This window comes from Streptomyces gilvosporeus, assembly GCF_002082195.1.
Lineage (GTDB): Bacteria > Actinomycetota > Actinomycetes > Streptomycetales > Streptomycetaceae > Streptomyces > Streptomyces gilvosporeus.
In genome coordinates, this window is record NZ_CP020569.1 from 2,055,664 (window position 1) to 2,081,625 (window position 25,962).

The following is a 25,962-nucleotide window of genomic DNA, read 5'->3' on the forward strand; positions in this document are numbered from 1 at the left end:
CCCGGGCTCCGGCGCCCGCCACCCGGAGCCCGGCGTCCGCCGTGCGGGCCCGCGAGCACGCGGTTCGCCGCGCGGCCGACGCTGCCGATAACGAAAGAGAATTACGGCCTCGTACGGTCTGGCCCGTCACTGTTCGATGTGCTTCAGAGAGCGAGACGATGGCCGGGAAACGCCTTTCCGACATACCTGAGATACACCGCCGCCGACTGCTGGGACTGGGTGCGGCGGTGGCCGCCCCCGCGATGCTGGGTCTGGGCATGCCGCGTGCGGGCGCCGTGGTGCCCGACCGGGGCGCGCCCCCGATGTCGCTGCTCTCTTCGAGCAGCGGCCTGGAGGACACCAGCATCACCGATCTGCTCAAGCAGCTGGCCACCGGGAAGCTCACCTCGGTCGAGCTCACCCGGTTCTATCTGGACCGCATCGACCGGCTGAATCTCCACGGGCCCGAGCTGCACGCCGTCCTGGAGACGAACCCGGACGCGCTGAAGCTCGCCGCGCAGCGCGACGACGAGCGCCGCAAGGGCAAGCTGCGCGGTCCGCTGCACGGCATTCCGCTGCTGATCAAGGACAACATCGGCACCGCGGACAAGATGCACAGCAGCAACGGCATGCACGGGCTGATGGGCGTCCGTCTGGCGCATGACGCCACCGTGGTCGCCCGGCTGCGCGCGGCCGGTGCCATCCCGCTGGGCAAGGCGAACCTGACGTCGCTGGTCAGCTCGTCGAGCGGCTACAGCCAGCGAGGCGGCCAGACCCGCAACCCGTACAAGCTGGACCGCTCGCCCAACGGCTCCAGTGCAGGCCCGGCGGCGGCCACCGCGGCCGGGCTGTGCGCGGGTGCCATCGGGACCGAGACGATCGGGTCCATCCTGGGCCCGTCGGGCGCCAACAGCGTGGTCGGCATCCGGCCCACGACCGGACTCACCAGCCGCACCGGGATGTTCCCCGGTGCCCGCAGCTTCGACACCATCGGCCCGATCTGCCGCACGGTGGCGGACGCCGCCCTGCTGCTCGGTGTGCTGACGGGGGTGGACCCCACCGACACGGCCACCGCGGCCAGCGCCGGCAAGTTCCACCACGACTACACCCCCTTCCTCAAGCCCGGCGGGCTCAAGGGCGCCCGGATCGGCATCGTCCGGGAGGTGTTCGCCGGCTACAGCGCGCATGCGGACGCCGTCGCGGAGCAGGCCGTCGAGGTGCTGCGGAAGGCCGGGGCGGTGATCGTCGACAACGCCAACATCCCCACCGCGCAGAAGATGATGTCGGATCTGGACGCCGCCTTCACCGTCCAGATCACCGAGATGAAGCACGACATCGAGTCCTACCTCGCCCGGACCCCGGGCGACCATCCGCGCAGCGTGGCCGAGCTCGTCGCGTACAACAAGCAGCACGCGAGCACGGAGCTGGAGTACTTCGACCAGAACGTGCTCCAGACCATTGCCGATTACGCGGGCAAGCCCTCGGACCCGGAGTACAAGAAGGCGGTGGCCACGGTGCGCCGGGTCGCCCGGGACGAGGGGATGGACGCGGCGCTGAAGAAGCACCGGGTGGAGGCCCTGCTGATGCCGACCGGCGCGCCCACCTGGAAGATCGACCTGGTCAACGGCGATCCGCAGATCATGGGCAGCGCGATTCCGGTGGGTTACGCCGGATATGCGGCCATCAGCGTGCCGGCCGGGTTCGTGCACGGCCTGCCGGTCGGGATCACCTTCGCCGGCACCGCCTGGAGCGAGCCGACGCTGATCCGCCTCGCGCACGGTTTCGAGCAGGCGCATCCGGTGCGTCATGCGCCGACGTTCACCGCACCGAGTGTCGGCCTCTGAGTGAGGGGTGGAGGTGTCCCGTCGCTGCGCGGGGACACCTCCAACTCCTTCCGGTTTGCACCGTCTAAGCTCGTTTCGACGCTTCGGAACCCCGCGCTCGTCCGTCAGCGCGGGGTCGCACAGTCCTCAGGGAGGATCTTCATGTGGGGTCGGTCTCGACAGCCAGGTTCCGGTCGGGCCGAAGGTGAGGAGAGTGCCCCGTTCCCCGGCGTCCGGCGCGAGGACCGGCCGCCGGTGCCGGTGCCCGGGTTCCCCCCGGTGGAAGCGGCGGTGACGCTGCGGGACGTGCACAAGCGCTACGGGCGGGGCAACGGCGCGGTGCACGCGCTGCGCGGGGTGACCATCGGTCTGCCGCGCGCCAGTTTCACCGCGGTGATGGGCCCGTCCGGGTCCGGCAAGAGCACGTTCCTGCAATGCGCCGCGGGACTCGACCGGCCGACCTCGGGCTCGGTGCTGCTCGGCGAGACCGATCTGACGAAGCTGCGCGAGAGCAGGCTCAGCGATCTGCGGCTGGCCCGGCTGGGCTTCGTCTTCCAGCACTTCAACCTGCTGCCCGCGCTGAACGTCTATCAGAACGTCCGGCTGCCGCTGAAGCTGGCGGGCCGCCCGGTCGACCGGGACCGGATCGAGCAGATGCTGGCCCGGGTCGGACTGCCCGACCGGGCGCGGCACCGGCCGGGCGAACTCTCCGGCGGCCAGCAGCAGCGGGTGGCCATCGCCCGCGCCCTGATCACCGAACCGGATGTGATCTTCGCCGACGAGCCCACCGGGGCCCTCGACACCGCCACGGCGGCCGAGGTGCTCACCCTGCTGCGGGAGGCGGTGGACAACCTGGGCGCGACCGTCGTCATGGTCACCCATGAACCCAGCGCCGCCGCCTGGGCGGACCGGGTGGTCTTCCTCGTCGACGGAGAGCTCTCCGACGAACTGATGCTGGGCGACCCGGAGGAGATCTCGGCCCGGATGCGGGTGCTGACCTCGGCCACCGACCGCCCCCAGTCGGCGACTCCCGGAATGCGGGGCCGGGGATGACCGTTCACCTCGCCCTCGCCCAGATCCGTTCCCGCCCCTCCGCCTTCCTCGGCACCTTCGTCGCGCTGCTCTTCGGCGCCGTGGTGATCATTTCGAGCGGCACGCTGCTGCTGGCCGCGGCGAACGCGCAGCAGCAGCCGGTGCGTTACCGCACGGCGCCGGTGATCGTCGCCGCCGACCAGTTCGTGGACGGGCGGCAACTCCCGGACCGGGCCCGCCTCGACACCCGGCTGGCCACCCGGCTGGCGGCGCTGCCGCAGGTCTCGGCCGCGGTCGCCGATACCGCCTTCCCGGTCACCGTCCGCGCCGCGGGCCACCGGGCGATCGCCCTGGACGGCCGGCCGGCCTCCTCGGCGCGGCTGGAGACGACCGGGTCCCCCGCCGTGACGCCGCGCCCCGGGCAGACCGTGCTGGACGCCCGGACGGCCAAGAGGCTGGGGGTGTCCCGGGGCGACACCGTGACGCTGACCGGCCCCGCCGGGACCGCCTCGTTCCGGCTCGCCGGCGTCCTCGACGCCCGCGCTGCGGGCGCCTGGTTCGACGACGCCCAGGCCGGGCGACTGTCCGGCCGGCCCGGCAGAGCCGACGCGATTGCGGTGTTCCCGAAGAAGGGAGTGGGCACCGCCCGACTCGCCGAGCGGGTGCGCGCGGTGGCCGGTTCCGCGAAGGTGTTCACCGGCCCCGGGCGCGCCGAGGTGGAGAACCCGGGCTTCGCCGAGGCCCAGGAGACCACCGTCGCCATGTTCGGTGCCATGGGCGGACTGAGCATCTACGTCTCGGTGTTCGTGGTGGCCAACACCATGTCCCTGTCGATCTCGCAGCGCCAGCGGGAGACCGCGCTGCTCCGGGGTATCGGAGCGCGGCCGGGCCATATCCGGCGGATGGCCGCCGCCGAGGCCACGCTGGTGGCCGTGCTGGCGGTGGCCGCGGGCAGCGCACCGGGCTATCTGCTGGCCCGGCTGATCTTCGACGCCATGCACACCCGGCATCTGCTGCCGCCGGGCACGGAGCTGACGTTCAGCCCGCTGCCCATCGCCGCGGCCGCCGTCACCGGTCTGCTCGCCGCCGTACCCGGCAGCCTGATCGCCTCCTACCGTGCCGCCCGCAGCCGTCCGGCCGAGGCCCTGAGCGAGTCGGTGCTGCCCCGCCGCGGCATCGGCCCCGTCCGGCTGCTGCTGGGGCTGGGGGCGCTGGCCGGCGGGGTGACGATGGCCGTCAAGGTGCTGGCCGCGGGCGGCACGACGGCCGACAAGGCGGCGCCGTTCGTCCTGCTGGTGTTCCTGGTCGCGGTGTCCCTGCTCGGGCCGTTGCTCGCCCGCGCCGCCACCGAGGTCCTGGGCCTGCCGATGCGGCTCCTGGGCGCCACCGGGGAGTTGGCGACGCGGGGCGGCCGGGCCAGGGCGCGGCGGCTGTCCTCGGCGATCGTGCCGGTGGCGCTGGTGGTGGCCTTCGGCGTGACCAAGATCGGCCAGCAGACCACGCTGACGCATGAGACCCGGGTGCAGAGCGCGGCGGCGCTCACCGCGGACCGCGTCCTGGAGGCACCGGACGGGCTGCCCGGCCGGGTGGCCGACCAGGTCGCCGCGCTGCCCGGTGTGCGGGCCGCGACGGGGGTGGCCGAGGTGGGGCTGCTGGCCGGGCCGGGCCACCCCGGCGCGAAGCCCGGTGACCGCACCGTCTCGGGCCGCGCCTTCTCCGGCACCGGTACGGCGCTGGCGCGCAACCTGGACCCGCACGTCCGCGCCGGTTCGCTGGCCGACGTCCGGGCCCAGGGCCCGGGGGGCGGCACGGTGGCCGTCGACCGGCGGCTCGCCGACCGGGCCGGGACCGGGGTGGGGCGGCGGATCACGCTGTGGCTCGGTGACGGCACCGTCGTACGGCCGGTGGTGGCGGCGACCTACGACCGGGGCACCGGTGTGGGCGAGGTGCTGCTGCCGCGGGCCACCGTCCGCGGCCATCTGACCCGTCAGCTGGACGACCGCGTCCTGGTCCGCGCGGACTCGGCGGCCGGGCTCTCACGGCTCGACCGTGAGCTGCGGACCGTCGCCGGTGCCTGGCCGGGTGCCACGGTGCGCTCCGAGGAGGCGACCGCGCAGGCCCGCGAGGCGGGCGGCGAACCGTTCGCCTGGCTCCAGATCATGGCCCTCAGCATGATCGCCGGATTCGCGGGCATCACCGCCGCCAACACCCTGGCGATGGTCACCTTCGAGCAGTTGCGGGAGGTCTCGATGCTGCGGCTGATCGGGACCGGTGTCCGTACGGTGTGCCGGATCGTCCGGCTGGAGGCGCTGACGGTGGCGCTGACCGGGCTGGCCGTCGGCGTGACGATCGCGCTGGTCACCCTGACCCCGCTGGTCGCGGACAGCACGGGGGCCGCGCTGCCGTATCTGCCGCCGCAGTTGCTGCTCGTGGTGGGGGCGGCCACGGTCGCCATGAGCCTGCTGGCCACCGGCATCCCGCTGCGGCTGCTGCTGCGGGTGCGTCCGGTGGACGGTGTCAGCCGGCGGTCCTGAGGCGTTCAGGCCGCCGAGCCCCGCCCGCTGCGCGCACCGTGCTCCACCCGGCCGAAGGCCCGGCACAGCCCCACCAGCAGCACGGCGAACACCACCATCCACAGGAGGCGTACGGGGACCCAGGCCGGGGTGTCGGGCGCGGTGTGGAGGCCGAAGAGCGGGCCGTCGAGTCCCAGGGCGAGCGCGGTCACCGAGATCATCGCCGTCTGGTGCCAGAGGAAGACCGTGATCACGGAGGTGTTCATCAGGGCCACCGCGGCCCAGGCGAACTGGCCGGGCGTGGCGCGGAGTCGACGGTCCGGCGCGGGCCGGGCTGCGGCCCCGGGCCGTCCGACGAGACGGCGCAGCGGGCCGCACAGCAGGAGGGCCGCACCGCACTGGGCGAGGCCGAAGGTCACGGCGGCGAGCGACAGCGGGTTGAGGTTCGACATGGCGGCGCCGTTGACGCCGACCATGCTCGCCGGGTAGCCGCCCCACACGATCAGTGCGGCGGTGGCCGCGACGCCGCCGCCGAGCAGGAGGACCGCGGGCCGGCGGCGGGCGAAGCCGCCGGCCGCCCACACCGCGCCCAGGCAGTACGGCACCAGCCAGCCCGCGAGGACGTTGACGTTGCGGACCGTCTCTATCCAGTCGGCGCCGCCACCGGCGAAGTGCGCCGCGTCCAGCACGGCCACGACGGCGCAGGCCACGACGGCGATCCGCCCCGGCGCCCGCCGCACCAGCGGGGTCAGCGCGGTCAGCACGAGGAAGACCAGCAGGAACCACAGCGGCGAGAGCACCAGGTTGAACAGCGTGCTGATCGTCTCGTGGGCGACACCGGCGGCGGCGAGGCCGAGCACCACCAGGATCCACAGGGACAGCAGCGTGCCCACCGGCCGCAGCAGCCGGCGCATCCGCTGTGCCAGCCAGGGGCGGTAGTGCCCGGTGGGGCAGCTACGGGCCGCGACCCGGCCGCCGACGAAGAAGAAGATCGCCAGCGGCTGGAGCACCCAGGACAGCGGTGTCAGCGCGGGCAGATGGCTCAGCGGGCTCTCGTTCATCAGGTGGCCGCCGGCGCGCAGGGTCACCGCGGTCACCAGCCAGTGGCCGAGCACGACGCCGAGGGTGGACAGGGCGCGCAGCACATCGATCGCCCGGTCGCGGCCGGCCGGGGTCGCCGCGTCGATCCGGAGCACCAGGGCGTGCAGGCGGCCCGCCGCCCGGGGGCCGGCGGTCCGGGGGCCTGCGGGCACGCCGCCGGATATCGGCGCCGTACGGGGTTCGGCGGGGGGCAGGAGACGTACGTCAGCCATGGGAGACCTCCGGGGCAACGGCCGCCGGCAGCCCACGACTTTCCCCTATACGAGCGCGCATCGACAGCCGTTCCTTTCCAGTTGTTCGCTCAACGGAAAAGAAGGCTAGGTTTTTGCGCCCGGGAAATCGTCACGCTCCAGCGCCAACTGCGCGTGTAGCTCTCAGGTATGACCGGCGCCCCGGGAATCGGTACCAGGAACGACGGATCAGCCGCTGCGGCCCAGTACCACCGCCGAGATCTCGCCGGCTCCGTGGTGCACATGCCGCAGCGTCAGCCCGGCGGAGCCCGCCAGTTCCGCCCATTCCTGTCGGGTCCGTTCCCGGCCGCCGGTCATCGCCATCATCCACATGTCGCCCATACGGCGCGGGTCCGGGCCGGATTCGGCCAGCACCCTTTCCAGCAGAATGAGTTCACTGCCCGGAACCATGCCGTCCGCACAACACCGCAGAATTTCGGCCGCCTCGTCATCGGCCCAGTCGTGCAGCACACTGCCCAGCAGATAGGTGCCGTATCCCCGGGGAATTCCCGCCCGCATATCGCCGGGCTCGGCCGAGAACCGGTCACCGTGGCGGCGCAGCATGTCCGGCGGGACGAGAGCGATGACTTCGGGCAGGTCGGTGAGGGTGACGCGGACCGCGGCATCGCCCTCCAGGAGGAGTTCGCTGAGCCCGCCGGTACCGCCCGCCAGATCGACGACGTCCTCGGCGCAGCGCCGCAGCAGGAACGGCAGCAGGGAGCGGTAGAGCTGCTGGGCGCGCATCCGCATGTGTGCGTGGAACGTGACGAGCGCGCCGGGGTCACCGCTCATGCCGGCGAAGATACTGGTGCCGTTGGCCAGGTCGTAGCTGGGCGCTCCGCCGCGTACCGTCTCGGCGAACGGGCCCCACGCCGTGAACAGCGCGTTGTCGGAGAATTCGGCGCGCAGGCTACCGGGCTGGTCCGAGCGCAGCAGCGTGCCGGCCGGGGTGAGACGGACCGTGCCCGCCGCATCGACCCGGAAGATGCCCAGCGTCTCCGCGGCCCGCACCAGGCGCCCCAGGCGCTGGGCGTCGGTGCCGACGGCGGCGGCGATCCGCTCCACGGTGCTGCCGCCGGGCGGCACGCGATCGGCGACGCCGAGTACGGAGACGGCATACAGCACCCGGCTCGGCGCGATGTCGAACATCTCGGTGAGCCGGCGGCGCTCCTCGTCAAGCGTATTCACGCACTTCCCTTTCCGCTTCGGCGCGGGCCTTCTCGTATATCTCGCCCCAGGGACCGGCGGTCCCCTCGCCGAACAGACCGTGCCACACCGTCAGATAGGAAAGCCGCTCGGCGGCCGGAATGGCGGGGAACGTCAGAAAGAGAATGTCCGTGACCACCATGGCCCGCACGGCGAGCACCGGGTGCGGGCTGACCAGCGGACGGAAGGTGTCGCTGTGAATGCCCCGCATCGGATGGCCGGGAAAGAACTCCCCCACCATCTTCCCGGCCGCGACGGCCTCCGCCTTCAGTTCCTGCTGGACCTCCAGGACCCGTTCGCGGCGCAGCTCGGCGGAAGCGTTCACCGGGACCATGACGAAGGCGTTGTACACGCTGTCGGGCGCGCTGCGGTCCCCCAGCCGCGCCAGCGCGGAACGGGCGGTGGCCGCCAGCCGCGCGGTGCCCCGCGGCCCGCTCACATCCACGGAACTGAGCGCGGTCCGGCCCATTTTCAAGGACTGCTCCATGAAAGGGCACACCGCGCCCTTGCGCCCGAGATCGGGATGCGTCCGGGTGAGAAACGACCGGAGCCAGTGCGCTGTTTCGTTAAGGATGTGCGTGTCACCCGGCCCGTCCGACTGCACGACGACGTCCGACGGACCGTCTTGGGTGAGATGCATACATCCCCACCTCTCTCTGTGCCCGGCGAATTCGCTACACCGGCGGGAAATCCCCGGCGTATCGATCTCGCGAATGAGAAATTACCTGCCCGGCGATCCGGCAGGGCGAGGACCGGTGACGGCCGGCGGGCGCCGTGTACCGGCCGGACGCGTCGGACCACAGGAATCCGTGCTGACGTCACGCTTCGCCGGGTGGACGCTAGAGGGCGGCCTTATCGGGGGACTATCGCCCCTATAGCGGGCGGGCCGCCGCACGGACCGGGCGGCGGCGGGCCTTCGTAGGATGGGCCGGTGATACAGGAAACCGAGAGCCCGCCGCGGCGGTCCCCCCGGCGAAGCGGCGGCGGACGGCCCTTTTCCGTGGCGGCGCTGCGGGCGCTGCGTCATGAGCTGTTCGCCTTCTCCACACGCGCCCCGCGGCTCCTGCCCCGGGTCAGGAACCGCGTACTGCGGCAACTGCCGATGGTGTTGGCCGTGTTCTTCGCGACGGACCTTGCGGTGCCCAACGCCCTGGCCGTCTCCGACCGGCTGGATCTGATGTGGGCGGGCGCCGCGGCCGTGGCCTGCGCCCAGTCGCTGCCGGTGGTGCTGGCTCTGGTGTGGCCCGTGGCGGCCTGGTGGCTGTCGCTGGCGGCGGTGCTGCCGTACGGGATCGGGCTGGCCGCGATGGGCTCCGCCGCCCCGGCCGGGGTGCCGTGGCCGTGGACCGAGACCGGGCTGATCGCGCATCTGACCGTCACGCTGCTGGTCGCCTGGCGGGCCCGACCGCGGGTCTATCTGACCCAGTGGGCGCTGACCGTCCTGACCGGCGGGCTGCTGACCGTGCTCGCCTCGCCCGTGGCCGATGCCAACGATCTGCTGCTGCTCGCCCTGCTCTCCGCGTTCGGGCTGGCGGTCCTCGCCGTCGTCCGCGGGCGCACCGAGGCCGAGGACCGGCTGCGGGAGCAGGAGGTGCTCACCGAGTTCGAACGGACCCGCCGGGCGCTGCTGGAGGAGCGCACCCGAATAGCCCGCGAGCTCCACGATGTCGTCGCGCACCATATGTCGGTGATCGCGGTACAGGCGGAGGCGGCACCGTACCGGGTGGCGGATCCGCCCGAGGAACTCAGCGAGAGCTTCGCCAGCATCCGGGGCAACGCGCTGGCGGCCCTGACCGAGATGCGGCACATTCTGGGCATGCTGCGGTCCGACGACCAGCCCGCGGATGGCCGGTTCACGCCGCAGCCCACGCTGGAGAACGTCGAGGAGCTGGTGGACAACGTGCGGACCGCCGGTCTGCACGTCGAGTCCACGGTCGAGGGCACCGCGCGGCCGCTGCCGCAGCGCGTGGAGCTGTCGGCGTTCCGGATCATCCAGGAGGCGCTGAGCAACGCCCTGCGCCATGCCCCGGGGTGCCGGGTCGAGTTCCGGCTATCCTACGAACGGACCGGCATCCGCATCCGCCTGGCCAACAGCCCGGCGACCGGGGCGCAACCCCAGGCGGGCAGGGGGCACGGTGTACTGGGCATGCGCGAGCGGGCCTCCACACTGGGCGGCACCCTGCGGGCCGGGCCGCGCGAGGACGGCTGGTACGAAGTGACGGCGTGGCTGCCCACGAACGACGGGGAGGGCATATGACGATCCGCGTCCTGGTCGCCGACGACCAGACCATGATCCGGGAGAGCTTCGGCATCCTGCTCAACGCCCAGCCGGACATCGATGTGGTGGGCGAGGCGGTCAACGGGGAGGACGCCGTCCGTCAGGTCGGGGAGCTCGCTCCGGACATCGTGCTGATGGATGTGCGGATGCCGGTGCTCAACGGGCTGGAGGCCACGCTCCGGATCACCGAGGCCACCCCCGACGTCAAGATCATCATCCTGACGACCTTCGATTCGGACGAGTATGTCTACGAAGCGCTGCGCGTCGGTGCGAGCGGCTTCCTCCTGAAGGACTCGTCGGCCCATCAGCTCGCGGATGCGGTACGGACGGTCGCCCGGGGCGGCGCGCTGCTCGCGCCGACGGTCACCAAGCGGCTGATCGAGGAGTTCTCCCGGATGCACACGCCCCGGCTGCGCAGTGAGCGGGTCGCGGATCTCAGCGAGCGGGAGACCGAGGTGCTGCGCCTCATCGCCCAGGGGCTGTCCAACGCGGAACTGGCCGACCGGTTGGTCATCGCGGAGCAGACGGTCAAGACCCATGTCAGCCGGATTCTGGTGAAGCTCGGTCTGCGCGACCGTACCCAGGCGGCCGTCTTCGCCTACGAGGCGGGCCTGGTCGTCGCGGGGCAGTGAGCCGCGCCGGTTCCTCCCGCCCGTCCCAGGGGCCGGCCCGCGCGGAATGCAGCCGATACGCAGGCGATAAGCGCGGTTCCTAGCATCGCCGGACCGATGTTGTTGGGATCGTCCCGGGAAGGCGTCATATGCTCATCACTGGTCTTTCAACGGGGCCGGGACGCACCGGCTCCCTCCTGGCGTCCCGATGACCGCGGCGATCCACGTCGAGGATCTGGTCAAGGAGTTCGGCTCGACCCGGGCCGTCGACGGCGTGACGATGGAGGTACCGGCCGGCAGCGTGCTCGGGCTCCTCGGCCCCAACGGGGCGGGCAAGACCACCATCGTGCGGATGCTGGCCACGCTGACCCGCCCGGACGGCGGGCGGGCGCGGGTCGCGGGGTTCGACGTCGTGACCGAGGCCCATCAGGTCCGTGGCCGTATCGGTCTGACCGGGCAGTACGCGTCGGTGGACGAGACCATCCCGGGCTGGGACAACCTCTATCTGATCGGCCGCCTGTACCGGCTGCCGCCGCGGCGGGCCAAAGCCCTCGCCGATGAGCTGCTCGAACGGTTCCGGCTGAGCAAGGCGGCCAAGAAGCTGCCGCGCGACTACTCGGGCGGGATGCGGCGCCGGCTCGATCTGGCCGCCAGCCTGGTCGGCGATCCCGAGGTGCTCTATCTGGACGAGCCCACCACGGGCCTCGATCCGCGCAGCCGACTCGAACTGTGGGACATGGTGCGGTCGTTGGTGGCCCGGGGGACGACGGTGCTGCTGACCACGCAGTACATGGAGGAGGCCGAGGCCCTCGCCGAGAACATCGTGGTGATCGACCACGGCCGGGTGATCGCCGAGGGGACCCCCGCCGAACTGCGCGGCAGGACCGGCGGTCAGGTGCTGCGCATCCGGCCGGACCGGGGCGCCGACCTCACCGAGATCGCACGGCAGCTGAGCGGCACCGGCGGCCGCAGTGCCGTCGCGGACCCGGACGAGGGGCTGATCACCCTGCCGGTCGGCGGCCAGGAGGAGCTGACGGCCGCGCTCCATGTGCTCACCGCCTCCGGAGTGCCCATCGACGGCATCGAGACCCATACCCCCAGCCTCGACGAGGTGTTCCTCACCCTCACCTCGGGCGACCCGGCCGACGACCCACGGAGAACGGCTTGAAACCTCCCCTCTCTGAGGGAGGGGATTCCTAGCTCACATCGCCTGCGGGCCAGCGGTCCGCAAGGTCTTACACGATCAGCGCTAGCCGGGACGGAGACCAGCCCGGACGAGCATCACGCGAGCGGAGTTCTTATCCCTCGGTCGGGAGACTCCGCACGCGGTGCACGTGTACGTTCGTTCTGAGAGAGGCAGTGCGTGCTTGGTTCTCGCTCCGCAGTCTGCACAATCCATGGTGGTATGGGCCGGGTGCACGAGGTGCACGGTCCGGCCGTGCTTGCGGGCCATCTCCAGCAGGGCCGTTTTCGTCATGCTGATCGCCGCATCTGCGGCCTTGCGCGCCATGGTCGACTTCGCCAGGAACTTCGGACGGAAGTCCTCCACGGCCACGGCGTCATGGTCACGGACGACGGCCTTTGCCCACTTGCGGCCGGTGTCCTGCCGCTGCCGGGCCACCTTCTTGTGGACCTTCGCCGTCTGCCGTTTCGCCTCCCGGTAGCCGGCGGAGGCGGCCTGGCCGCGCCCGGGCTTACGCCGGGACATCATCCGCTGGTACTTCGCCAGGCGTTGCGCTGCGTTCTTGCCATGCTGGGCGTGGGGGAGATCGTGGGCGTCGCTGGTGGTGGTCGCGGTCTCTGTCACACCCCAGTCCACGCCGATCACCGCGCCGGTTTCCGGAAGCGGCCGGGTCTGGGCGGGGACGACGAAGCCGGCGTACCAGTGGCCAAGGCTGTCTTGGTAGACCCGCACCGAGGACGGGGCGGACGGAAGATCGCGCGACCACACCACCCGCAGTACGATCCCGCCCGCCAGGTGCAGACGGCCGTCCTTCAGGCGGAACCCGCGCCGCGTGTACTCGAAGGTCGGAGCGGCGTCACGCTTCTTCTTCCACTTCGGCATGCCCGCGCGATGCTGCATCGGCAACCGGGCCTGGATGTCCTTCATCGCCTTGGCACGGGACCTGCCGAAGTCACGTATCAGCTGTTGTTGCGGCACCGAGGCGCCTTCGCGCAGCCACGGGATACGGGCGCGGGCCTCCGTCAGCATCGCGGACAGTGGCACCGGACCGCACGTTTGCTTGTCCTCGGGATGCGCACGATTGTGCGCACAGACTGCCCTGGACCTGGCAACACACTCATTCCACACCCACCGGCACCGGTCCCACTCCGCCAACAGCAAAGCGTTCGCTGTGGACGACACACGCAAGCGGAAGGTGTACCGGGCGTACCCGGTTTCCCCCCCTCGTCTGCGCTGCTGTCCTCACACTCATCAATCTACGTGGGAGCTACGACAGTTGAGACCCGGTTGCCTGAAAAAGCTGATCCGCCACAACCGTGGTGGACGCCGTATCGCCCAGCGGCGATACGCCTTTCCCCGGTCCCCTGCTCCGCAGAAGCTTCGATTCCTCCCCCGGCTGAAGCCGGGAGCATCCACGAAGGAGACCTGATGACCGCCGCACTGCTCGCCCCGTCCGACCCCCAAGCCCCGCCGCGGCGGCCGTCCAGGTCCCGGGTCGGGCTACGGGACGCCCTGGGCCAGTCGCTGGCCATCGCCCGGCGCAATCTGACCCAGTTCAAGAGCGATCCCTCGCAGCTGCTCGACGCCACCGTCATGCCGATGGTGTTCACGCTGGTCTTCGTGTACGTCTTCGGCGGGGCGATCGGCAAGGGGCAGGCGGATTACCGGCAGTATCTGATCCCCGGCATCATGGTGCAGACCGTCAGCTTCGCCGCGCAGGTCACCGGCATCGCGCTCAACCTGGACTTCAGCAAGGGAGTCATGGACCGCTTCCGGTCCATGCCCATCGCGCGCTCCGCGGTGCTCTCCGGCCGGATCCTCTCGGATGTGTGCCGGCTGACGCTCGGGCAGGCCGTCATCCTGGCCTTCGCCTTCGTGATCGGATTCCGGGTCCGCACCGATGTGCCGTCCGTGCTCGCCGCGGTGGGCCTGCTGGTGCTCTATGGGGTGGCCCTGTCGACGATCGCCGCGTATGTCGGTCTGGCCATCCGCAGCCCGCAGGCGGTGCAGTCGGTGGGCTTTCTCTGGATGATTCCGCTCCAGTTCGGCAGCTCGATGTTCGCGCCGCCGTCGACCATGCCGGGCTGGCTCCAGGCTTTTGTGGAGGTCAATCCGACCACGCTGGTGGTCGACGCCTGCCGGGGGCTGCTGGACGGCGGTCCGGTGGCGGGAAATGTGTCCGGATCGCTGTTCTGGATCGGCGGTCTGCTGCTGGTGTTCGTGCCGCTGGCGGTACGTCAGTACGGGCGCCGCACGCTGTGAGCGCATGATCCGGATAATCGCGGGATACGGCCCTGGCCTCGAAAGGCCCGGGCCGTCCTGCATTTCCGCCGCGGGAATTCCTCAGACCGCGCCGTCCCTTTCCTCCTTGACCATTTGGATGGCCTTTTCGATCGCCCTCAGCTCATCGGGCTGGAGGGAGGAGAAACGGAAGGCCAGCGCCTCCAGCCGGCGGTCCGTGCCGGTGACGGGCCGGACACCGGGGGGAACGAGGCGGTCGGGCGGCACCGCGAAGAAGCGCGCGAGCATCTCCCGCGTCTTGTCCGTGATATTGGGCGCCTCGCCCCGCAGAATATTGTGCACATGGCCGTGCGAGATGGTGGCACTGCCATTCGCTTCACGAATAAGCTGGGTGAGCTTTCTTACGGAGGGCACATTCCCCCGGCCGTACTTTTCGTCCAATAGGCCCCGGACGGTGCTGGCGAGCCAGACTCCGGAAGCGTCATCCGACGCCGTGTTCATGCTCGGCGACCTCCCGTCAAGCCTCTGCATGTCATGGCAGTGTACATGCCAGATAAAGAAACGCGGGACGGTCCGATACTTCTGGAAATTCATCACGGACTCGTCTCTTATCGGTACGGACCCGTACGTGCGGCGCCGAAAGCCCTGAGGGAGTTCCGGCGCCGCACGGCGCGCAGTACGGAGAGGGAGAAGCGCAACCCGATCCGGGATGCGGTCGGTTGGCGGACCGCGCTAATTGGACGGCGATGCGGTCAGCAAGTCCAGTGCGGCGGTCCCGCCCGACCCGATGAGCAGCTGCCCGCGCGGGCCGGCGGCGAACTCCCGCCGGCGGGGCGACTCGGCGACGGACAGCCGGCCGCGGAAGGCACGGTGCAGGGCCTCGCGCTGATCGGCCGCGGTTCCTTCCTCGGCCGCCACCTCCCGCGCATGGAGCCGCAGCAGATCGCGGAAGCCGTAGCGCGGCTGCCCCGTGGCGTCGAAGCCCACCGACTGGAGGAGATGGGCGTCCACCAGGCACTCCATCAGGCCCTCGGCCCGGCCGGTGTCGATGGCCAGCAGGGCCGCGCCGACCCAGCCCGTGAAGTCCGGGGCGTCCAGGAGGGCGAGCCTGCGGTAGAGCATGGCGGCGTCCGGGGGCAGCGCGCGGTAGCTCAGCGCAAAGCTCGACCGGACCTGCGATTCGCCGGAGCTGAGCTCGTCGAGCCGCCGTTCCTCGTTGGCCAGCCGGGAGACCAGGTAGGCGATCGGCCAGTGGGGTTTGGCGGCCAGCCGGACGGCGGCGGTCCGCACCGTCAGCGGCAGCAGGTCGCACAGCTCGACGAGCCGTTCGGCGTCCGCCCGCGCGGTGTTCACCCGGTCCGCGCCGATGAACCGCGCCAGCAGTTCGGTCGCCTCCGCGCGGTGCAGCACGTCCAGGTGGACACGGACGGCGCCGTGCCGGACCACCAGCTGTTCCAGAAGGCCGCGGCTGGTCAGCAGCACACAGCTGCGCGAGCTGCCCGGCACGAGGTCGCGTACCTGCTCGAAGGAGCGGACGTTGTCCAGCACGATCAGCACCCGGCGGCCGGCGAGCACGCTGCGGTACAGCGCCGCGCGTTCCTGCGTCCCGGCGGGGATCTCCGCCTCCGGAACGCCCAGGGAGCGCAGGAACCAGCCGAGGACGACATCGGCGGTGGCGGGCTCATGGGCTTCGTCGTAGCCCCGCATATCGGCGAAGAGCAGTCCGTCGGGGAACTCCTCGGCGGCCCGGTGCGCCCAGTGGACGGCCAGGCCGGTCTTGCCGACGCCGGCGCCACCGGTGATCAGCGCCATGGCCGGCTGCCGGTCCTCGTCGTGCAGCAGGGTGTCCAGGTCGGCCAGGGAATCCTCGCGGCCGACGAAGGCGGGGATGTCGGCGGGGAGTTCCAGTGGAGCGGTCCGCGGTGCCTTCGGCTGCGGCGGCGGGGCGGCGGCCACCGGGGCCATCAGCGCCGGGTCGTCCCGCAGGATGGCCTGGTGCAACTCCCGCATGTCCGGGCCGGGTTCGAGGCCGAGGCCGTCGATGAACTGCTCCCGCCCCTCCCGGAAGGTCTCCAGCGCCTCCGCCCGCCGACCGACGCGGTACTGGGCCAACATCAGGGCGCAGCGGGAGCGTTCGCGCAGCGGATGGTCGCGGACCACGGAAAGCAGCCCGGGTATCAGGTCGTTGTGGTGGCCGAGGTCCAACTGGGCGGCGACATACCCGTCGTAGCCGGCGAGGCGGAGTTCCTCCAGGCGTTCCATCTCGTCCTCGACGAGCGTGCCGGCGACTCCGGAGAGCGCGGGCCCGCGCCAGAGGGCCAGCGCCTGTTCGTACCGCGCCGCCGCGTCGGCCGTCCGCTGTTCCTTCGCCGCTTCCTGGGCGTGCAGCATGAGGTGTTCGAACTCGACCGCGTCCACATAGTGGTTTTCCAGGGCGAGCAGATAACCGGGGTGCGCCGTGACGATGACATCGTCGTCGCAGCCTTCGTCCTTGAATCTTTTGCGCAGTGCGGCGATGCAGATCGCCACCTGGGTGCGCGCGGTGGCGGGCGGTCGGCCGTTCCACACCGTCTCCACCAGGGTGTCCACCGAAACAATGCGCCCCGGGTTGAGCAGCAGCAGGGCCAGAATGGTGCGCTGGCGGGCCCCGCCGATGGCTATTCGCTGGTTCTCCTTGGTCACTTCCAATGAGCCAAGGATGTGAAATCTGAGCTGGTCCCCCACAATTTCCCCCTGCACCGAAAGACCGTGTCTCAACAATGAATGGGGATTCACCGAACCGGGCGGGTGTGTGTGCCTGACGGTGTGACGAGCGACAGCTGGAAACGCGGTCCCCCGACCCCCGGCCGTGTCCGCCGGTTCCCGCCGGCCGGCACGGCACTCGTGCCACGGGGTGCACGCCGCCGCCGTGTTGGGCGCACCTGGCGCCGCACCGGCGAAACGGCGTTGGAGCGTGAACGTCTCGCCTGGTCAGAGCGGAGTTCACGGGATCCCGCCGGACCACCCCACGGGTCCGTCGGCCGTCGAGCCGGGTCAGTCTGGCCGGATCATCCGGCAAACCCGCGGCTCACCTCACGGGAAAGCATTCTTGGTCTTCATGGTCCATTCGAATTCAGCGTGGATCGCACGGCATCTTCCGTTGGCACCGTCGTGCACTCGGCGGGTAAAAAGGGTTCCCCCCTACCCCCCGAGCCGTTCGCGATGACGTGAGCAACGCTATGGGAACGGTTGTTTCGCGTCAAGTTTGATGGACAGTCAAGTGGACAATTCAGGGGCCCGCTCACCGGGCGCAATCCTGGCGTCACGATCCGGCGAATCGGGAATGGGAACTACCGCAACCGGCCGCGCCCGAGCGCCGGTTCCGAATCTTTATCCGCTCCTTACGGAACGTTTTTTCGCCCCGTTCACGGCATGGCAAGAGGGCGCCTTCTCCAGCGCCGTTCCGGTTCGCAGGGGCCGAACCGGACCGGCGCGGGAGCAAGGCGCCCTCCGTCGCTGCTCGCCACGCGACCGCGGGCGAACATCGGTCAGTCGAGCACGTGGCCGTCACCGTCCCGGTGTTCCCTCGAGCGGCGCAGGTCGGTCAGGACGAAGGTGCGCTGAAGCCAGCGGTCCTGCCCGTCGTAGCGGGGGCGGAAGGGCGTACGGCCGTGCACGGTCACGCGGTTGTCCACGATGGCCAGGTCGCCGGGGACCAGCCGGACGGTCTGCGCGGTCCGGTCGAACAGCTCCTGGAGTTCGGCCATGGCCTCCTTGGCCCGCACGGTGGTGGGCTCGGTGGCCGAAAGATCCACGCAGATGTCCGGGTCCTCGACGGCCCCGTGGAGCACCGCCTGCGGCTCGGTCCCCACACCGTCCAGGCCGAACGACGGCGGTGCGGCGGTGATGAACTCCTTGCTGAACAGGGCCTGTCGGGACTCCTCGGTCAGCAGCGGCAGCACCTCCCGTATGCACGCGGTGCGCAGCCCCGCGACGCCCTCGTGGTCGGCGCGCAGGCACAGCAGCATCACGAAGTCCGGGCGGTGCGGGTGGAAGGCGTTCTCGGTGTGGAAGGTCAGCAGCACCGATCCCGCGTTGCTCTGGTAGTCCTCCTGTCCGGGCACCGGCACGACGTCCTGCACGATCGCGCCGGTCTTCTCCGGGCGGTAGGCGGCGGGGTCCCCCAGACCGCTCGCGACCATGGCCAGCACGGCCGCGGACACGGTGGCCTCGCGCTGGACGGAACCGGGCTTGCCGGGGGTCGGCGGCAGGGTCGCGTGTCCGACCGGCAGACCGCGGACCAGCATCGAGCCCGTGGGCCCGGAGTCCTTGCGGAACTCCCGCAGGCCGGCGACGAGTTCGGTCGGCAGATCGGACCAGGCCCGGCGGGCGCGGGCCAGCCACTCGGGGTCGTCCACCAGGGCGCCCGGCGCGGCCAGTTCCGCGGCCACCCGCTCGGTCAGCAGCGAGTCGTCGGCGTCCACCGTCAGGATCAGCGGCTGGGCGCCGGTCTGAAGTGTCGTCTCCATGCCCGTCAGCCCATCGCCTCGACGACACTGCGCGGACGCATGTCGGTCCAGTGTTCGGTGATGTAGGCGAGGCTCTCCTCGTGCCCCGCCTCCTCGTTGGCCACCCGCCAGCCGGGCGGGACCGGGCTGAAGGACGGCCACAGGGAGTACTGGTCCTCGTCGTTGACCAGGACCAGGTAGCGGCCTTCGGGGTTCTCGAACGGGTTGGTCATCGCATGTCTCTTTCTGCTGTGCGTGTGGAGCCGTTGCAAGGAATGCGGAGCCGACGGACCGTCAGGCCGTCTCGGCGACCGCGGATCCGTCCGCGTCGAGTGCCGCGGATCCGTAGAGGTGACGGACCCAGTTGGACTGGTAGACCGTGTCCAGATAGCGCTCCCCCAGGTCGGGGGCGATGGCCACGGCCGTGATCCGGTCGGCGTCGGGGGTGTGCTCGGCGAACCACTGCGCGGCGCCGGCGACGACGGTCCCGGTGGAGCCGCCGAAGAGGAATCCGTGGCCGACCAGCCGGTGGCAGGTCCGTACGGTGTCGATCTCCGGGACCTGCACCACATCGTCCACGAACGACTCGTCCAGCAGCGGCGGGCGCACCCCGGCCCCCAGCCCGGGGATCATCCGGGGCACCGCCGGGCCGCCGAAGGTGACCGAGCCGACGCTGTCGACGGCGACGATGCGCACCGCGGGCCGGTGCTCCCGGAACCAGCGCGCGCATCCCATCAGCGTTCCGGTGGTGCCGGCCCCGATGAAGAGCACGTCCAGTTCGGGGAAGCGCCGCGCGATATGCGGTGCGGTCAGCCGGTGGTGCGCCCGCCAGTTGTTGGTGTTGAGGTACTGGTTGAGCCAGACGTAGCGCTCGTCGCCCGCGCAGAGCCGCCGGACGTGGGCGAGCCGTGCGCCGAGGAAGCCGCCCTCGGGGTCGGGTTCGGTGATCGTGTGGACCTCGGCGCCGAGGGCTTCCATCATCTGACGGGTGGCCAGATTGCAGCGGTTGTCGGTGATGCAGACGAACCGGTAGCCCTTGCTCGCCGCGATCGTGGCGAGCGCGACCCCGAGGTTGCCCGACGAGGATTCCACCAGCACCGAGTCGCTGGTGAGCAGGCCCGACCGCTCGGCCGCCTCGACCATTTCCAAGGCGGCCTTCTGCTTGACGGAACCGGCGAAGTTGAACCCCTCGCACTTGAGGTAGAGGGGCATCCCGATCGAGGACCGCAGATCCACGTAGAGATCGTCCTCGTTGAATTCATGCGGAGCCGAGATGATCGGCACAGGACCTCCCGCATTCGCGCTGGTGGAGGATGCGGACCGCTCAGCCGTATCGACGCATCTCATGGAAGAAGTCCTCGACGACCGGGAGTTCCCCGGCGGCGAGCACGGTGTCGTAGACGTGCTTGCCGACCGCGAGGTCGAGCACCCCGAGGCCGAACGGCGAGAAGATCACCGGGCGGTCGGCGGCGGGGGTGAGGCGTCCGGTGAGCACGTCGTCGAGGGTGCCGTCGACGAAGTCGCGGTGGCCGACCTGCTGTTCGGCCAGGTGCAGCGAGGTGTTGGCCTTCAGGCAGTGCTCGACGTCGTCGACGATGTTGGTCGCCGAGAGCACCACCTCGGGCGAGAGGTCGCGCAGCGACACGTGCAGCACCAGGGGGTTGTGCTGGAACAGGTCGGGGTCGGTGACGTGCGGGGTGCCGGCGGTCGTCGCGAAGACCAGCAGATCGCTGGTGCGGATCAGGTCCTCGGCGCTGTCGTGCACGGTGATCCGCCCGGTGCCGTCGGAGGCGCCCTCCAGGTAGCCGGCGAACCCGCCGGCGTACTCGGCGGACAGGTCGAACACGCCCGTCTCGTCGAAGGACCATCCGGTGCCCGCGAGGTACTGGTGCACATAGCGGGCGATCAGCCCGACGCCGAAGAAGCCGATCCGCCGCGGGCGTTCGCGGTGTGCGGAGAGCCGGTCGGCGGCCAGCGCCGCGGAGGCCGCGGTGCGGGTGGCGCTGATGATGGAGCTCTCCAGGCACGCCAGCGGGTAGCCGGTGCGGGGGTCGTTGAGGATGAGGACGGCGGAGGCCCGCGGAATGCCCTCGGTGATGTTGGAGGGGAAGCTGGAGATCCACTTCAGCCCGTCCACCTGCACCTCGCCGCCGATCGACGCCGGCAGGGCGATGATGCGGGAGTCGGGGCGGTCCGGGAAGCGCAGGAAGTAGGACGGCGGGTTGACGGTGTCGCCCGCGCCGTGCGTGCGGTAGGCGGCGTCGATCAGGTCGACGACCTCACGGTGCCGGCCGTCGAGGGCGCGGTGCACCTGGCCGCCGGAGATCACGGCGAACGAGGGCGCCGGGGCGGAAGGGGACATCAGGACTCCACAGGTCAAAGGTCAGGAAAGGACGTGCCCGGCGAGCCGGACCGGGTTGCCGAGGATCGCCACGATGTCGCGGTCGCCCTCGTACGGCTCACGGCTGTGCGCCATGCGGAGGTTGTCGACGAGGAGGACGTCGCCGTCCTGCCACGGCTCGCCCACGGTGGCGGCGCGGTAGGCCGCGTTGAGGGTCTCGACGGTCTCCCCGGTGAGCGCGGTGCCGTCGCCGTACGCGGTGTTGAAGGGCAGGCCCTCGGGGCCGTACACGTCGACGAGGTAGTCGCGGACCATCGGGTCCAGGGTCCGCTCGTTGAGGAAGGCGACCTGGTTGAACCAGACCGGCGCGCCGGTGCGCGGGTGCTCGACGACGGCGGAGCGGCGCTGGCGGGTGCGCAGCCGGCCGTCCGGCAGCCACTCGTGCTCCAGGCCCGCCGCCGCGCAGTACGCGTCGACCGCGGACCGGTCGTCGGTGCCGAACGCCTCCGTCCAGGACACGCCGATGTCGTGGTACATCCGGGTCAGCAGCCAGCCGTCGCGGGCGAAGGGGGCCACCAGATCGGCGGGCAGCGCCTTGAGCACCTCCTGCGAGTCGGCCACCGCGGTGCGGCCGCCCGTGGCGGGGGCGGTCAGACAGCCGAAGACCAGCAGGCTCGGCACCTCGGTGGCGTAACTCAGCTCGTGGTGCATGCACATGGGCTCGTCCGCGGGCCATTCGGAGGAGGAGTAGACGCCCTCCGCGTACGACCTGCGGGGGGCGAACCGCTCGCGTTCGGTCATCGGCGTCACGCCGAGCGCCCGCGCCACCGCCGCCACCTCGTCCGGCGAGCCGACGCCGAGGCCGCGCAGCAGCACCGCGCCATGCTCGGCGATCAGGTCCTGGACGGCGTCGCGGTGGGCCTCGGCCCGGTCGGCCGCGGTGCCTTGTTGCGGGGCGACCCGCAGGACGGGCAGGGCGGCGGGCGCGTCGTTCTCGGCCGCGCCGGGGGCGGCGGTCAGGGTCTGGGAAGTCATCGTCTCTGTCTCTCCGTGAGGTGCTCGCGAGCGGGCGGGCGACCGCGGTGTCAGCCGGTGTGGCCGGTCCCGTGCGCTTCCCGCTCGGGCCGCCCGTCCGCCTTCCGGTCCAGCAGCGCGGCCACGTCGGCGACGGTCGGGGTGTCGGCCAGTTCCTTGACCGTCACCGCCCGGTCCAGGGCGATGGCCAGCCGGATCGCGGTCAGTGAGGTGCCGCCGAGCTCGACGAAGCGCGAACCGCGGCCGATGCGCTCCAGCGGCGCCTTGAGCAGACCGGCCCACAGGGCGGCGACCCGGCGTTCGGTGGCGGTCGCCGGGGGCTGGAACTCGTCGCGGCCGGCCGCCTGTTCCGCCTCGGCCGCCATCCGGACGAGGGCCTTCTTGTCGATCTTGCCGTTGGCGGTGAGGGGCAGCTCGGGGCGGCGGTGCAGATGCTGCGGCACCATGTAGCCGGGCAGCACCGCGGCCAGCGCCTCCCGCACCACCTCGGGGCCCGCCTCCGCGCCGCCGGTGTAGTAGCCGACCAGATAGGGGCGTTCGGCGCTGCCCGCGGTCACCACCGCGCCGTCGCGGACGCCGGGCACCTGGAGCAGGCGGTTCTCGATCTCGCCGATCTCGATCCGGAATCCGTTGATCTTGACCTGGGAGTCGCGGCGGCCGAGGAACTCCAGCGTCCCGCCGGGCAGCCAGCGGCCGAAGTCACCGGAGCGGTAGAGCCGCTCGCCCGGCCGGTGCGGATCGAGACCGAAGGCGGCCTTGGTACGGGCCTCGTCGTTGATGTAGCCGCGGCCGACGCAGACTCCGGAGAAGACGATCTCGCCGGGCACCCCCAGCGGCACCGGGGAGAGCCGCTCGTCGACCACGTACACCCGCACATTGCGGATCGCCCTGCCGAGCGGCACCGAGCGGTGGCCGGGAACCCGGTCCATCACCTCGTGGTTGGTGTCGTCGGACGTCTCGGTGAGCCCGTAGGCGTTGGCCAGGAGCACCCCCGGGAAGGTACGGAACCAGCGCTCGACGAGCTCCTTCTTGAGGGCTTCGCCGGTGACGGAGACGCAGCGCAGCCGGGGCAGCGCCCGCGGGCTCTCCTCCAGGGCCGACAGCACCACCTCCAGGTAGGAGGGGACCAGTTGGGCGACCTGGACGCCCCCGTCGGACAGGGTGTCGAGGAATCTGCCGACGTCCAGGACGACGTCCTGCGGGACGAGGCGGGTGGTGCCGCCGACCAGCAGGGCGGAGACCAGCTGCCACAGGGAGATGTCGAAGCACTGGGGGGCCGTCTGGGCGATGACCTCGCCCTCGCCGACGCCGAGGTCCTCGATCTTGGCCAGGAGGTGGTTGAGGAAGCCGTTGTGCTCGCACATCGCCCCCTTCGGCTCGCCGGTGGAACCGGAGGTGAAGTAGATGTAGGCGAGCTGGTCGGCGGCGACCGGGAGGCCGAGGTCGTCCTCGGGGCCGTCCTGGGCCAGCAGGACGTCGAGGTAGGACAGTTCGACGCCGTCGCGGCCGACGAGCGCCTGCGCCAGATGGGGAACCCCGCGCTCGGCGAGCACCCACCGGCTGCCGCTGCGGGTCAGCACATTGGCGATCCGGTCGGCGGGGAAGTGCGGTTCGAGCGGCAGATAGCAGCCGCCCGCCTTGAACACCGCGATCACGGCGGCCAGCCACTCCAGGGTGCGCTCGGTGACCACGGCGACGACGTCCTCGCCGCGCAGCCCCCGGTGGTGCAGCGACCAGGCGATCTTGTTGGCCCGCCGGTTCAGTTCCCGGTACGTCCAGGAGCGCTCCCCCAGCACGGCGGCGACCGCGTCGGGGTGGCGGCGCACCCGCTCCTCGAACAGCTCGTGGAAGCGCCGGTCCGGGAGGGGGCGGACGGGCCCGGCGAAATCCTCCAGCTGGACGGCGAGTTCCTCCGGCGACAGCAGGCTGTGCAGATGGTGCGGTGCGTCCGGATCCGCGATCAGCGCGCGCAGCGCCGTGAGCAGATAGCCGGCGACCCGTTCGGCGCTGACCTGGTCCTGTGCGGCGACGCCCGCCCACGCCCGGAGGGCCTCGGCCCGTCCCGCCTCGGTGGCCACCTGCGCGATGACCTCGCGCCAGCTGCCCTCGCCGGCCGGCGACTCGTGGAAGCCGGCGACCGCCCCCGCCACGATGACCTGTGCGGCGAGCCGGACGGTCGCGGCGTCGACCCGGCACTGCGCGGCCACCCGCTCGATGCCGTCGGCGACCTCCTGCGGCTCGGCCGGGAGGTACCCGGCCCCCGCGTCGTCGCCCTGACTTCCTGCGCTGCCCACCACGAGCGTTGCACCCCACACCGGATGTCCGTCGGATCGTGAAATCGGCGGCCGGCTTCGGCGGCCGATTTCACCTTGTGGAAGCAAGCTAGGCGGCCTCTATATCGATGGATTATCGAGCTTCTTTGCCCGGCCCGATACCCGGCGCCCCCTCAGGGCGCCGCGTCGCCGGGCCCCCGCAGCGGGTCCAGCAGCATTTCGGCGGCGCGGAAGGCCAGTTCGAGGGACTGACGGTGGTTCAACCGCGGATCGCAGGCGGTTTCGTAGCGCCGGTGGAGGTCGCCGACCAGGACGTCGTCGCCGCCGACGCACTCGGTGACATCGTCGCCGGTGAGCTCGACATGCAGGCCCCCGGCGTGGGTGCCCAGCGCGCGGTGCACCTCGAAGAAGCCGCGGACCTCGTCCAGGATGTCGTCGAAGCGGCGGGTCTTGTGGCTGCTGGGGGCCACGAAGGTGTTGCCGTGCATCGGGTCGCAGACCCAGGCGACCACCGCGCCGTCGGCCGTGACCTTCTCGACCAGGCCGGGCAGCCGGTCGCGGATCCGCCCGGCGCCCATCCTGGTCACAAAGGTCAGCCGGCCCGGTTCGTTGCGGGGGTTGAGCCGGGCGGCGTAGGCGAGCGCCTCGTCGGCGGTGGCGTCGGGGCCGAGCTTCACGGCGATCGGGTTGCCGATACGGGAGAAGTAGTCGACGTGTGCGCCGTCGAGGCCGCGGGTCCGCTCGCCGATCCACAGGAGGTGGCCGCTGCCGGCGTACGCCCGCCCGGTCCGCGCGTCGGTGCGGGTCAGCGCCCGTTCGTAGTCGAGCAGCAGGCCCTCGTGGCTGACGAAGAACTCCACGGCGTGCAGCTGCCGGGAGGTGACCCCGCAGGCTTCCATGAAGCGCAGCGAGCGGTCGATGTCGTCGGCCAGTTCCTCGTAGCGGCGGCCGGCCGGCGAGTCGGTGATGAAGGCCCGGTTCCAGTCGCGTGCGTGGTGCAGGCCGGCGTAGCCGCCGGTGGAGAAGGCGCGTACGAGGTTGAGGGTCGCCGCCGAGGCTTCGTACATGCGCAGCAGCCGCCGGGGGTCGGGGCGGCGGGCGGCCGCGGTGAAGTCCGGTGCGTTGACCGCGTCGCCGCGGTAGGCGGGCAGGGTGACGCCGCCGCGGGTCTCGGTCGGTCGCGAGCGCGGTTTGGCGTACTGCCCGGCCAGCCGACCGATCTTGACGACGGGTACGGAGGCGCCGTAGGTCAGCACCAGGGCCATCTGGAGCAGGGTGCGCAGCTTGCCGTTGATCGCGTCGGCGGTGACGCCGTCGAAGGTCTCGGCGCAGTCGCCGCCCTGGAGCACGAACGCCTCACCGCGGGCGACCGCGGCCAGCCGCTCGCGCAGCCGGTCGCTCTCCTCGGCGAAGACGAGTTCGGGGAGCCGTGCGAGCCGGCCGGTGGTCCCGTCCAGCAGATCCGGGTCGGCCCAGGCGGGCTGTTGGGCGGCCGGAAGGGAATTGCCGTCCGCGCGGTATTCCGTCGTCGGGAGGGGATTCATCGCGGCCTTTCGCCAGAGTCGGGTGCCGCGGCTCCATGCAATCGGGGCACGGGGTCCGCGCGGCACATTCCAACCGCGTCCGCCA

General features: G+C 71.3%; 19 protein-coding genes and 1 pseudogene. 7 read left to right on the forward strand and 13 right to left on the reverse strand.

Annotated features, from left to right (window positions below; genetic code table 11):
• The first annotated feature begins 158 nt into the window (after positions 1-158).
• The 3 genes from B1H19_RS08895 (at position 159) to B1H19_RS08905 (ending at position 5,368) form a co-directional block, all read left to right on the forward strand.
• On the forward strand, positions 159-1,823 hold the full coding sequence (locus tag B1H19_RS08895; RefSeq protein ID WP_083104076.1) for an amidase family protein: 1,665 nt from the start codon (positions 159-161) through the stop codon (positions 1,821-1,823).
• A gap of 270 nt (positions 1,824-2,093) precedes the next feature.
• Entirely contained in the window at positions 2,094-2,855 is a 762-nt protein-coding gene (locus tag B1H19_RS08900; RefSeq protein ID WP_418361436.1) for an ABC transporter ATP-binding protein, read from the forward strand.
• On the forward strand, positions 2,852-5,368 hold the full coding sequence (locus B1H19_RS08905) for an ABC transporter permease (protein ID WP_083104078.1): 2,517 nt from the start codon (positions 2,852-2,854) through the stop codon (positions 5,366-5,368). Before B1H19_RS08900 ends, B1H19_RS08905 begins: the two co-directional genes overlap by 4 nt.
• Positions 5,369-5,373: 5 nt before the next feature.
• On the opposite strand, the gene B1H19_RS08910 is transcribed toward B1H19_RS08905, so the two are convergent.
• The 3 genes from B1H19_RS08910 to B1H19_RS08920 all read right to left on the reverse strand — a co-directional run bounded on the left by B1H19_RS08910 (position 5,374) and on the right by B1H19_RS08920 (position 8,524).
• Positions 5,374-6,660: an acyltransferase family protein gene (locus B1H19_RS08910; protein ID WP_083104079.1), complete on the reverse strand. Its 1,287-nt coding sequence runs from the start codon at positions 6,658-6,660 to the stop codon at positions 5,374-5,376.
• Positions 6,661-6,867: 207 nt separating this feature from the next.
• Positions 6,868-7,866: a methyltransferase gene (locus B1H19_RS08915; protein WP_083104080.1), complete on the reverse strand. Its 999-nt coding sequence runs from the start codon at positions 7,864-7,866 to the stop codon at positions 6,868-6,870.
• Positions 7,853-8,524, reverse strand: coding sequence for a DUF6875 domain-containing protein (locus tag B1H19_RS08920; RefSeq protein ID WP_159028034.1), 672 nt, complete (start codon positions 8,522-8,524; stop codon positions 7,853-7,855). The genes B1H19_RS08915 and B1H19_RS08920 overlap by 14 nt, the downstream gene beginning before the upstream one ends.
• Before the next feature lie 291 nt (positions 8,525-8,815).
• Here B1H19_RS08920 and B1H19_RS08925 point away from each other — a divergent pair, with 291 nt between their 5' ends.
• The 3 genes from B1H19_RS08925 to B1H19_RS08935 all read left to right on the forward strand — a co-directional run bounded on the left by B1H19_RS08925 (position 8,816) and on the right by B1H19_RS08935 (position 11,941).
• Complete coding sequence (locus tag B1H19_RS08925; RefSeq protein WP_237289233.1) at positions 8,816-10,141, forward strand: sensor histidine kinase; 1,326 nt, start codon at positions 8,816-8,818, stop codon at positions 10,139-10,141.
• Positions 10,138-10,794 carry a response regulator gene (locus B1H19_RS08930; protein ID WP_083104082.1) on the forward strand — a complete coding sequence of 219 codons (657 nt, stop codon included), beginning with the start codon at positions 10,138-10,140 and terminating at the stop codon, positions 10,792-10,794. Before B1H19_RS08925 ends, B1H19_RS08930 begins: the two co-directional genes overlap by 4 nt.
• A gap of 187 nt (positions 10,795-10,981) precedes the next feature.
• Positions 10,982-11,941 (forward strand): ATP-binding cassette domain-containing protein, encoded by a 960-nt coding sequence (locus tag B1H19_RS08935; RefSeq protein WP_083104083.1) that lies wholly within the window; start codon positions 10,982-10,984, stop codon positions 11,939-11,941.
• A gap of 50 nt (positions 11,942-11,991) precedes the next feature.
• Here B1H19_RS08935 and B1H19_RS08940 read toward each other — a convergent pair.
• Positions 11,992-13,138: pseudogene (locus B1H19_RS08940) on the reverse strand (RNA-guided endonuclease InsQ/TnpB family protein); the annotation flags it as partial.
• 246 nt (positions 13,139-13,384) lie between these two features.
• On the opposite strand from B1H19_RS08940, the gene B1H19_RS08945 reads away from it, so the two are divergent.
• Entirely contained in the window at positions 13,385-14,218 is an 834-nt protein-coding gene (locus tag B1H19_RS08945) for an ABC transporter permease (protein WP_083104085.1), read from the forward strand.
• 81 nt (positions 14,219-14,299) lie between these two features.
• Here B1H19_RS08945 and B1H19_RS08950 read toward each other — a convergent pair whose 3' ends face one another.
• The 9 genes from B1H19_RS08950 to B1H19_RS08990 form a co-directional block, all read right to left on the reverse strand.
• On the reverse strand, positions 14,300-14,698 hold the full coding sequence (locus tag B1H19_RS08950; protein WP_083109506.1) for a hypothetical protein: 399 nt from the start codon (positions 14,696-14,698) through the stop codon (positions 14,300-14,302).
• Positions 14,699-14,929: 231 nt separating this feature from the next.
• Positions 14,930-16,879 (reverse strand): AfsR/SARP family transcriptional regulator, encoded by a 1,950-nt coding sequence (locus B1H19_RS08955; RefSeq protein WP_237289791.1) that lies wholly within the window; start codon positions 16,877-16,879, stop codon positions 14,930-14,932.
• Positions 16,880-17,724: 845 nt separating this feature from the next.
• On the reverse strand, positions 17,725-18,705 hold the full coding sequence (locus B1H19_RS08960; RefSeq protein WP_083104087.1) for a TauD/TfdA family dioxygenase: 981 nt from the start codon (positions 18,703-18,705) through the stop codon (positions 17,725-17,727).
• A 5-nt stretch (positions 18,706-18,710) separates the two neighbouring features.
• Positions 18,711-18,917, reverse strand: a complete 207-nt coding sequence (locus tag B1H19_RS08965; RefSeq protein WP_083104088.1) for an MbtH family protein — start codon at positions 18,915-18,917, stop codon at positions 18,711-18,713.
• A gap of 61 nt (positions 18,918-18,978) precedes the next feature.
• A complete protein-coding gene (gene sbnA / locus B1H19_RS08970; protein ID WP_083104089.1) occupies positions 18,979-19,968 on the reverse strand; it encodes a 2,3-diaminopropionate biosynthesis protein SbnA in 990 nt (329 codons plus the stop codon).
• 40 nt (positions 19,969-20,008) lie between these two features.
• Positions 20,009-21,046: a 2,3-diaminopropionate biosynthesis protein SbnB gene (gene sbnB, locus B1H19_RS08975; protein WP_083104090.1), complete on the reverse strand. Its 1,038-nt coding sequence runs from the start codon at positions 21,044-21,046 to the stop codon at positions 20,009-20,011.
• A 21-nt stretch (positions 21,047-21,067) separates the two neighbouring features.
• Positions 21,068-22,060 (reverse strand): TauD/TfdA family dioxygenase, encoded by a 993-nt coding sequence (locus tag B1H19_RS08980; RefSeq protein ID WP_083104091.1) that lies wholly within the window; start codon positions 22,058-22,060, stop codon positions 21,068-21,070.
• Positions 22,061-22,110: 50 nt separating this feature from the next.
• Positions 22,111-24,210, reverse strand: coding sequence for a non-ribosomal peptide synthetase (locus B1H19_RS08985; RefSeq protein WP_107426363.1), 2,100 nt, complete (start codon positions 24,208-24,210; stop codon positions 22,111-22,113).
• Positions 24,211-24,506: 296 nt separating this feature from the next.
• Positions 24,507-25,877, reverse strand: coding sequence for a class II 3-deoxy-7-phosphoheptulonate synthase (locus tag B1H19_RS08990; RefSeq protein WP_083104093.1), 1,371 nt, complete (start codon positions 25,875-25,877; stop codon positions 24,507-24,509).
• Positions 25,878-25,962 lie beyond the last annotated feature (85 nt).

Coding starts and splice junctions, on each gene's coding strand:
- sbnB (WP_083104090.1), bottom strand. CDS start 21,046: ATGTCCCCTTCCGCCCCGGCGCCCTCGTTCGCCGTGATCTCCGGCGGC.
- B1H19_RS08950 (WP_083109506.1), bottom strand. CDS start 14,698: ATGAACACGGCGTCGGATGACGCTTCCGGAGTCTGGCTCGCCAGCACC.
- B1H19_RS08935 (WP_083104083.1), top strand. CDS start 10,982: ATGACCGCGGCGATCCACGTCGAGGATCTGGTCAAGGAGTTCGGCTCG.
- B1H19_RS08965 (WP_083104088.1), bottom strand. CDS start 18,917: ATGACCAACCCGTTCGAGAACCCCGAAGGCCGCTACCTGGTCCTGGTC.
- B1H19_RS08895 (WP_083104076.1), top strand. CDS start 159: ATGGCCGGGAAACGCCTTTCCGACATACCTGAGATACACCGCCGCCGA.
- B1H19_RS08905 (WP_083104078.1), top strand. CDS start 2,852: ATGACCGTTCACCTCGCCCTCGCCCAGATCCGTTCCCGCCCCTCCGCC.
- B1H19_RS08945 (WP_083104085.1), top strand. CDS start 13,385: ATGACCGCCGCACTGCTCGCCCCGTCCGACCCCCAAGCCCCGCCGCGG.
- B1H19_RS08920 (WP_159028034.1), bottom strand. CDS start 8,524: ATGCATCTCACCCAAGACGGTCCGTCGGACGTCGTCGTGCAGTCGGAC.
- B1H19_RS08930 (WP_083104082.1), top strand. CDS start 10,138: ATGACGATCCGCGTCCTGGTCGCCGACGACCAGACCATGATCCGGGAG.
- B1H19_RS08960 (WP_083104087.1), bottom strand. CDS start 18,705: ATGGAGACGACACTTCAGACCGGCGCCCAGCCGCTGATCCTGACGGTG.
- B1H19_RS08980 (WP_083104091.1), bottom strand. CDS start 22,060: ATGACTTCCCAGACCCTGACCGCCGCCCCCGGCGCGGCCGAGAACGAC.
- B1H19_RS08990 (WP_083104093.1), bottom strand. CDS start 25,877: ATGAATCCCCTCCCGACGACGGAATACCGCGCGGACGGCAATTCCCTT.
- B1H19_RS08910 (WP_083104079.1), bottom strand. CDS start 6,660: ATGGCTGACGTACGTCTCCTGCCCCCCGCCGAACCCCGTACGGCGCCG.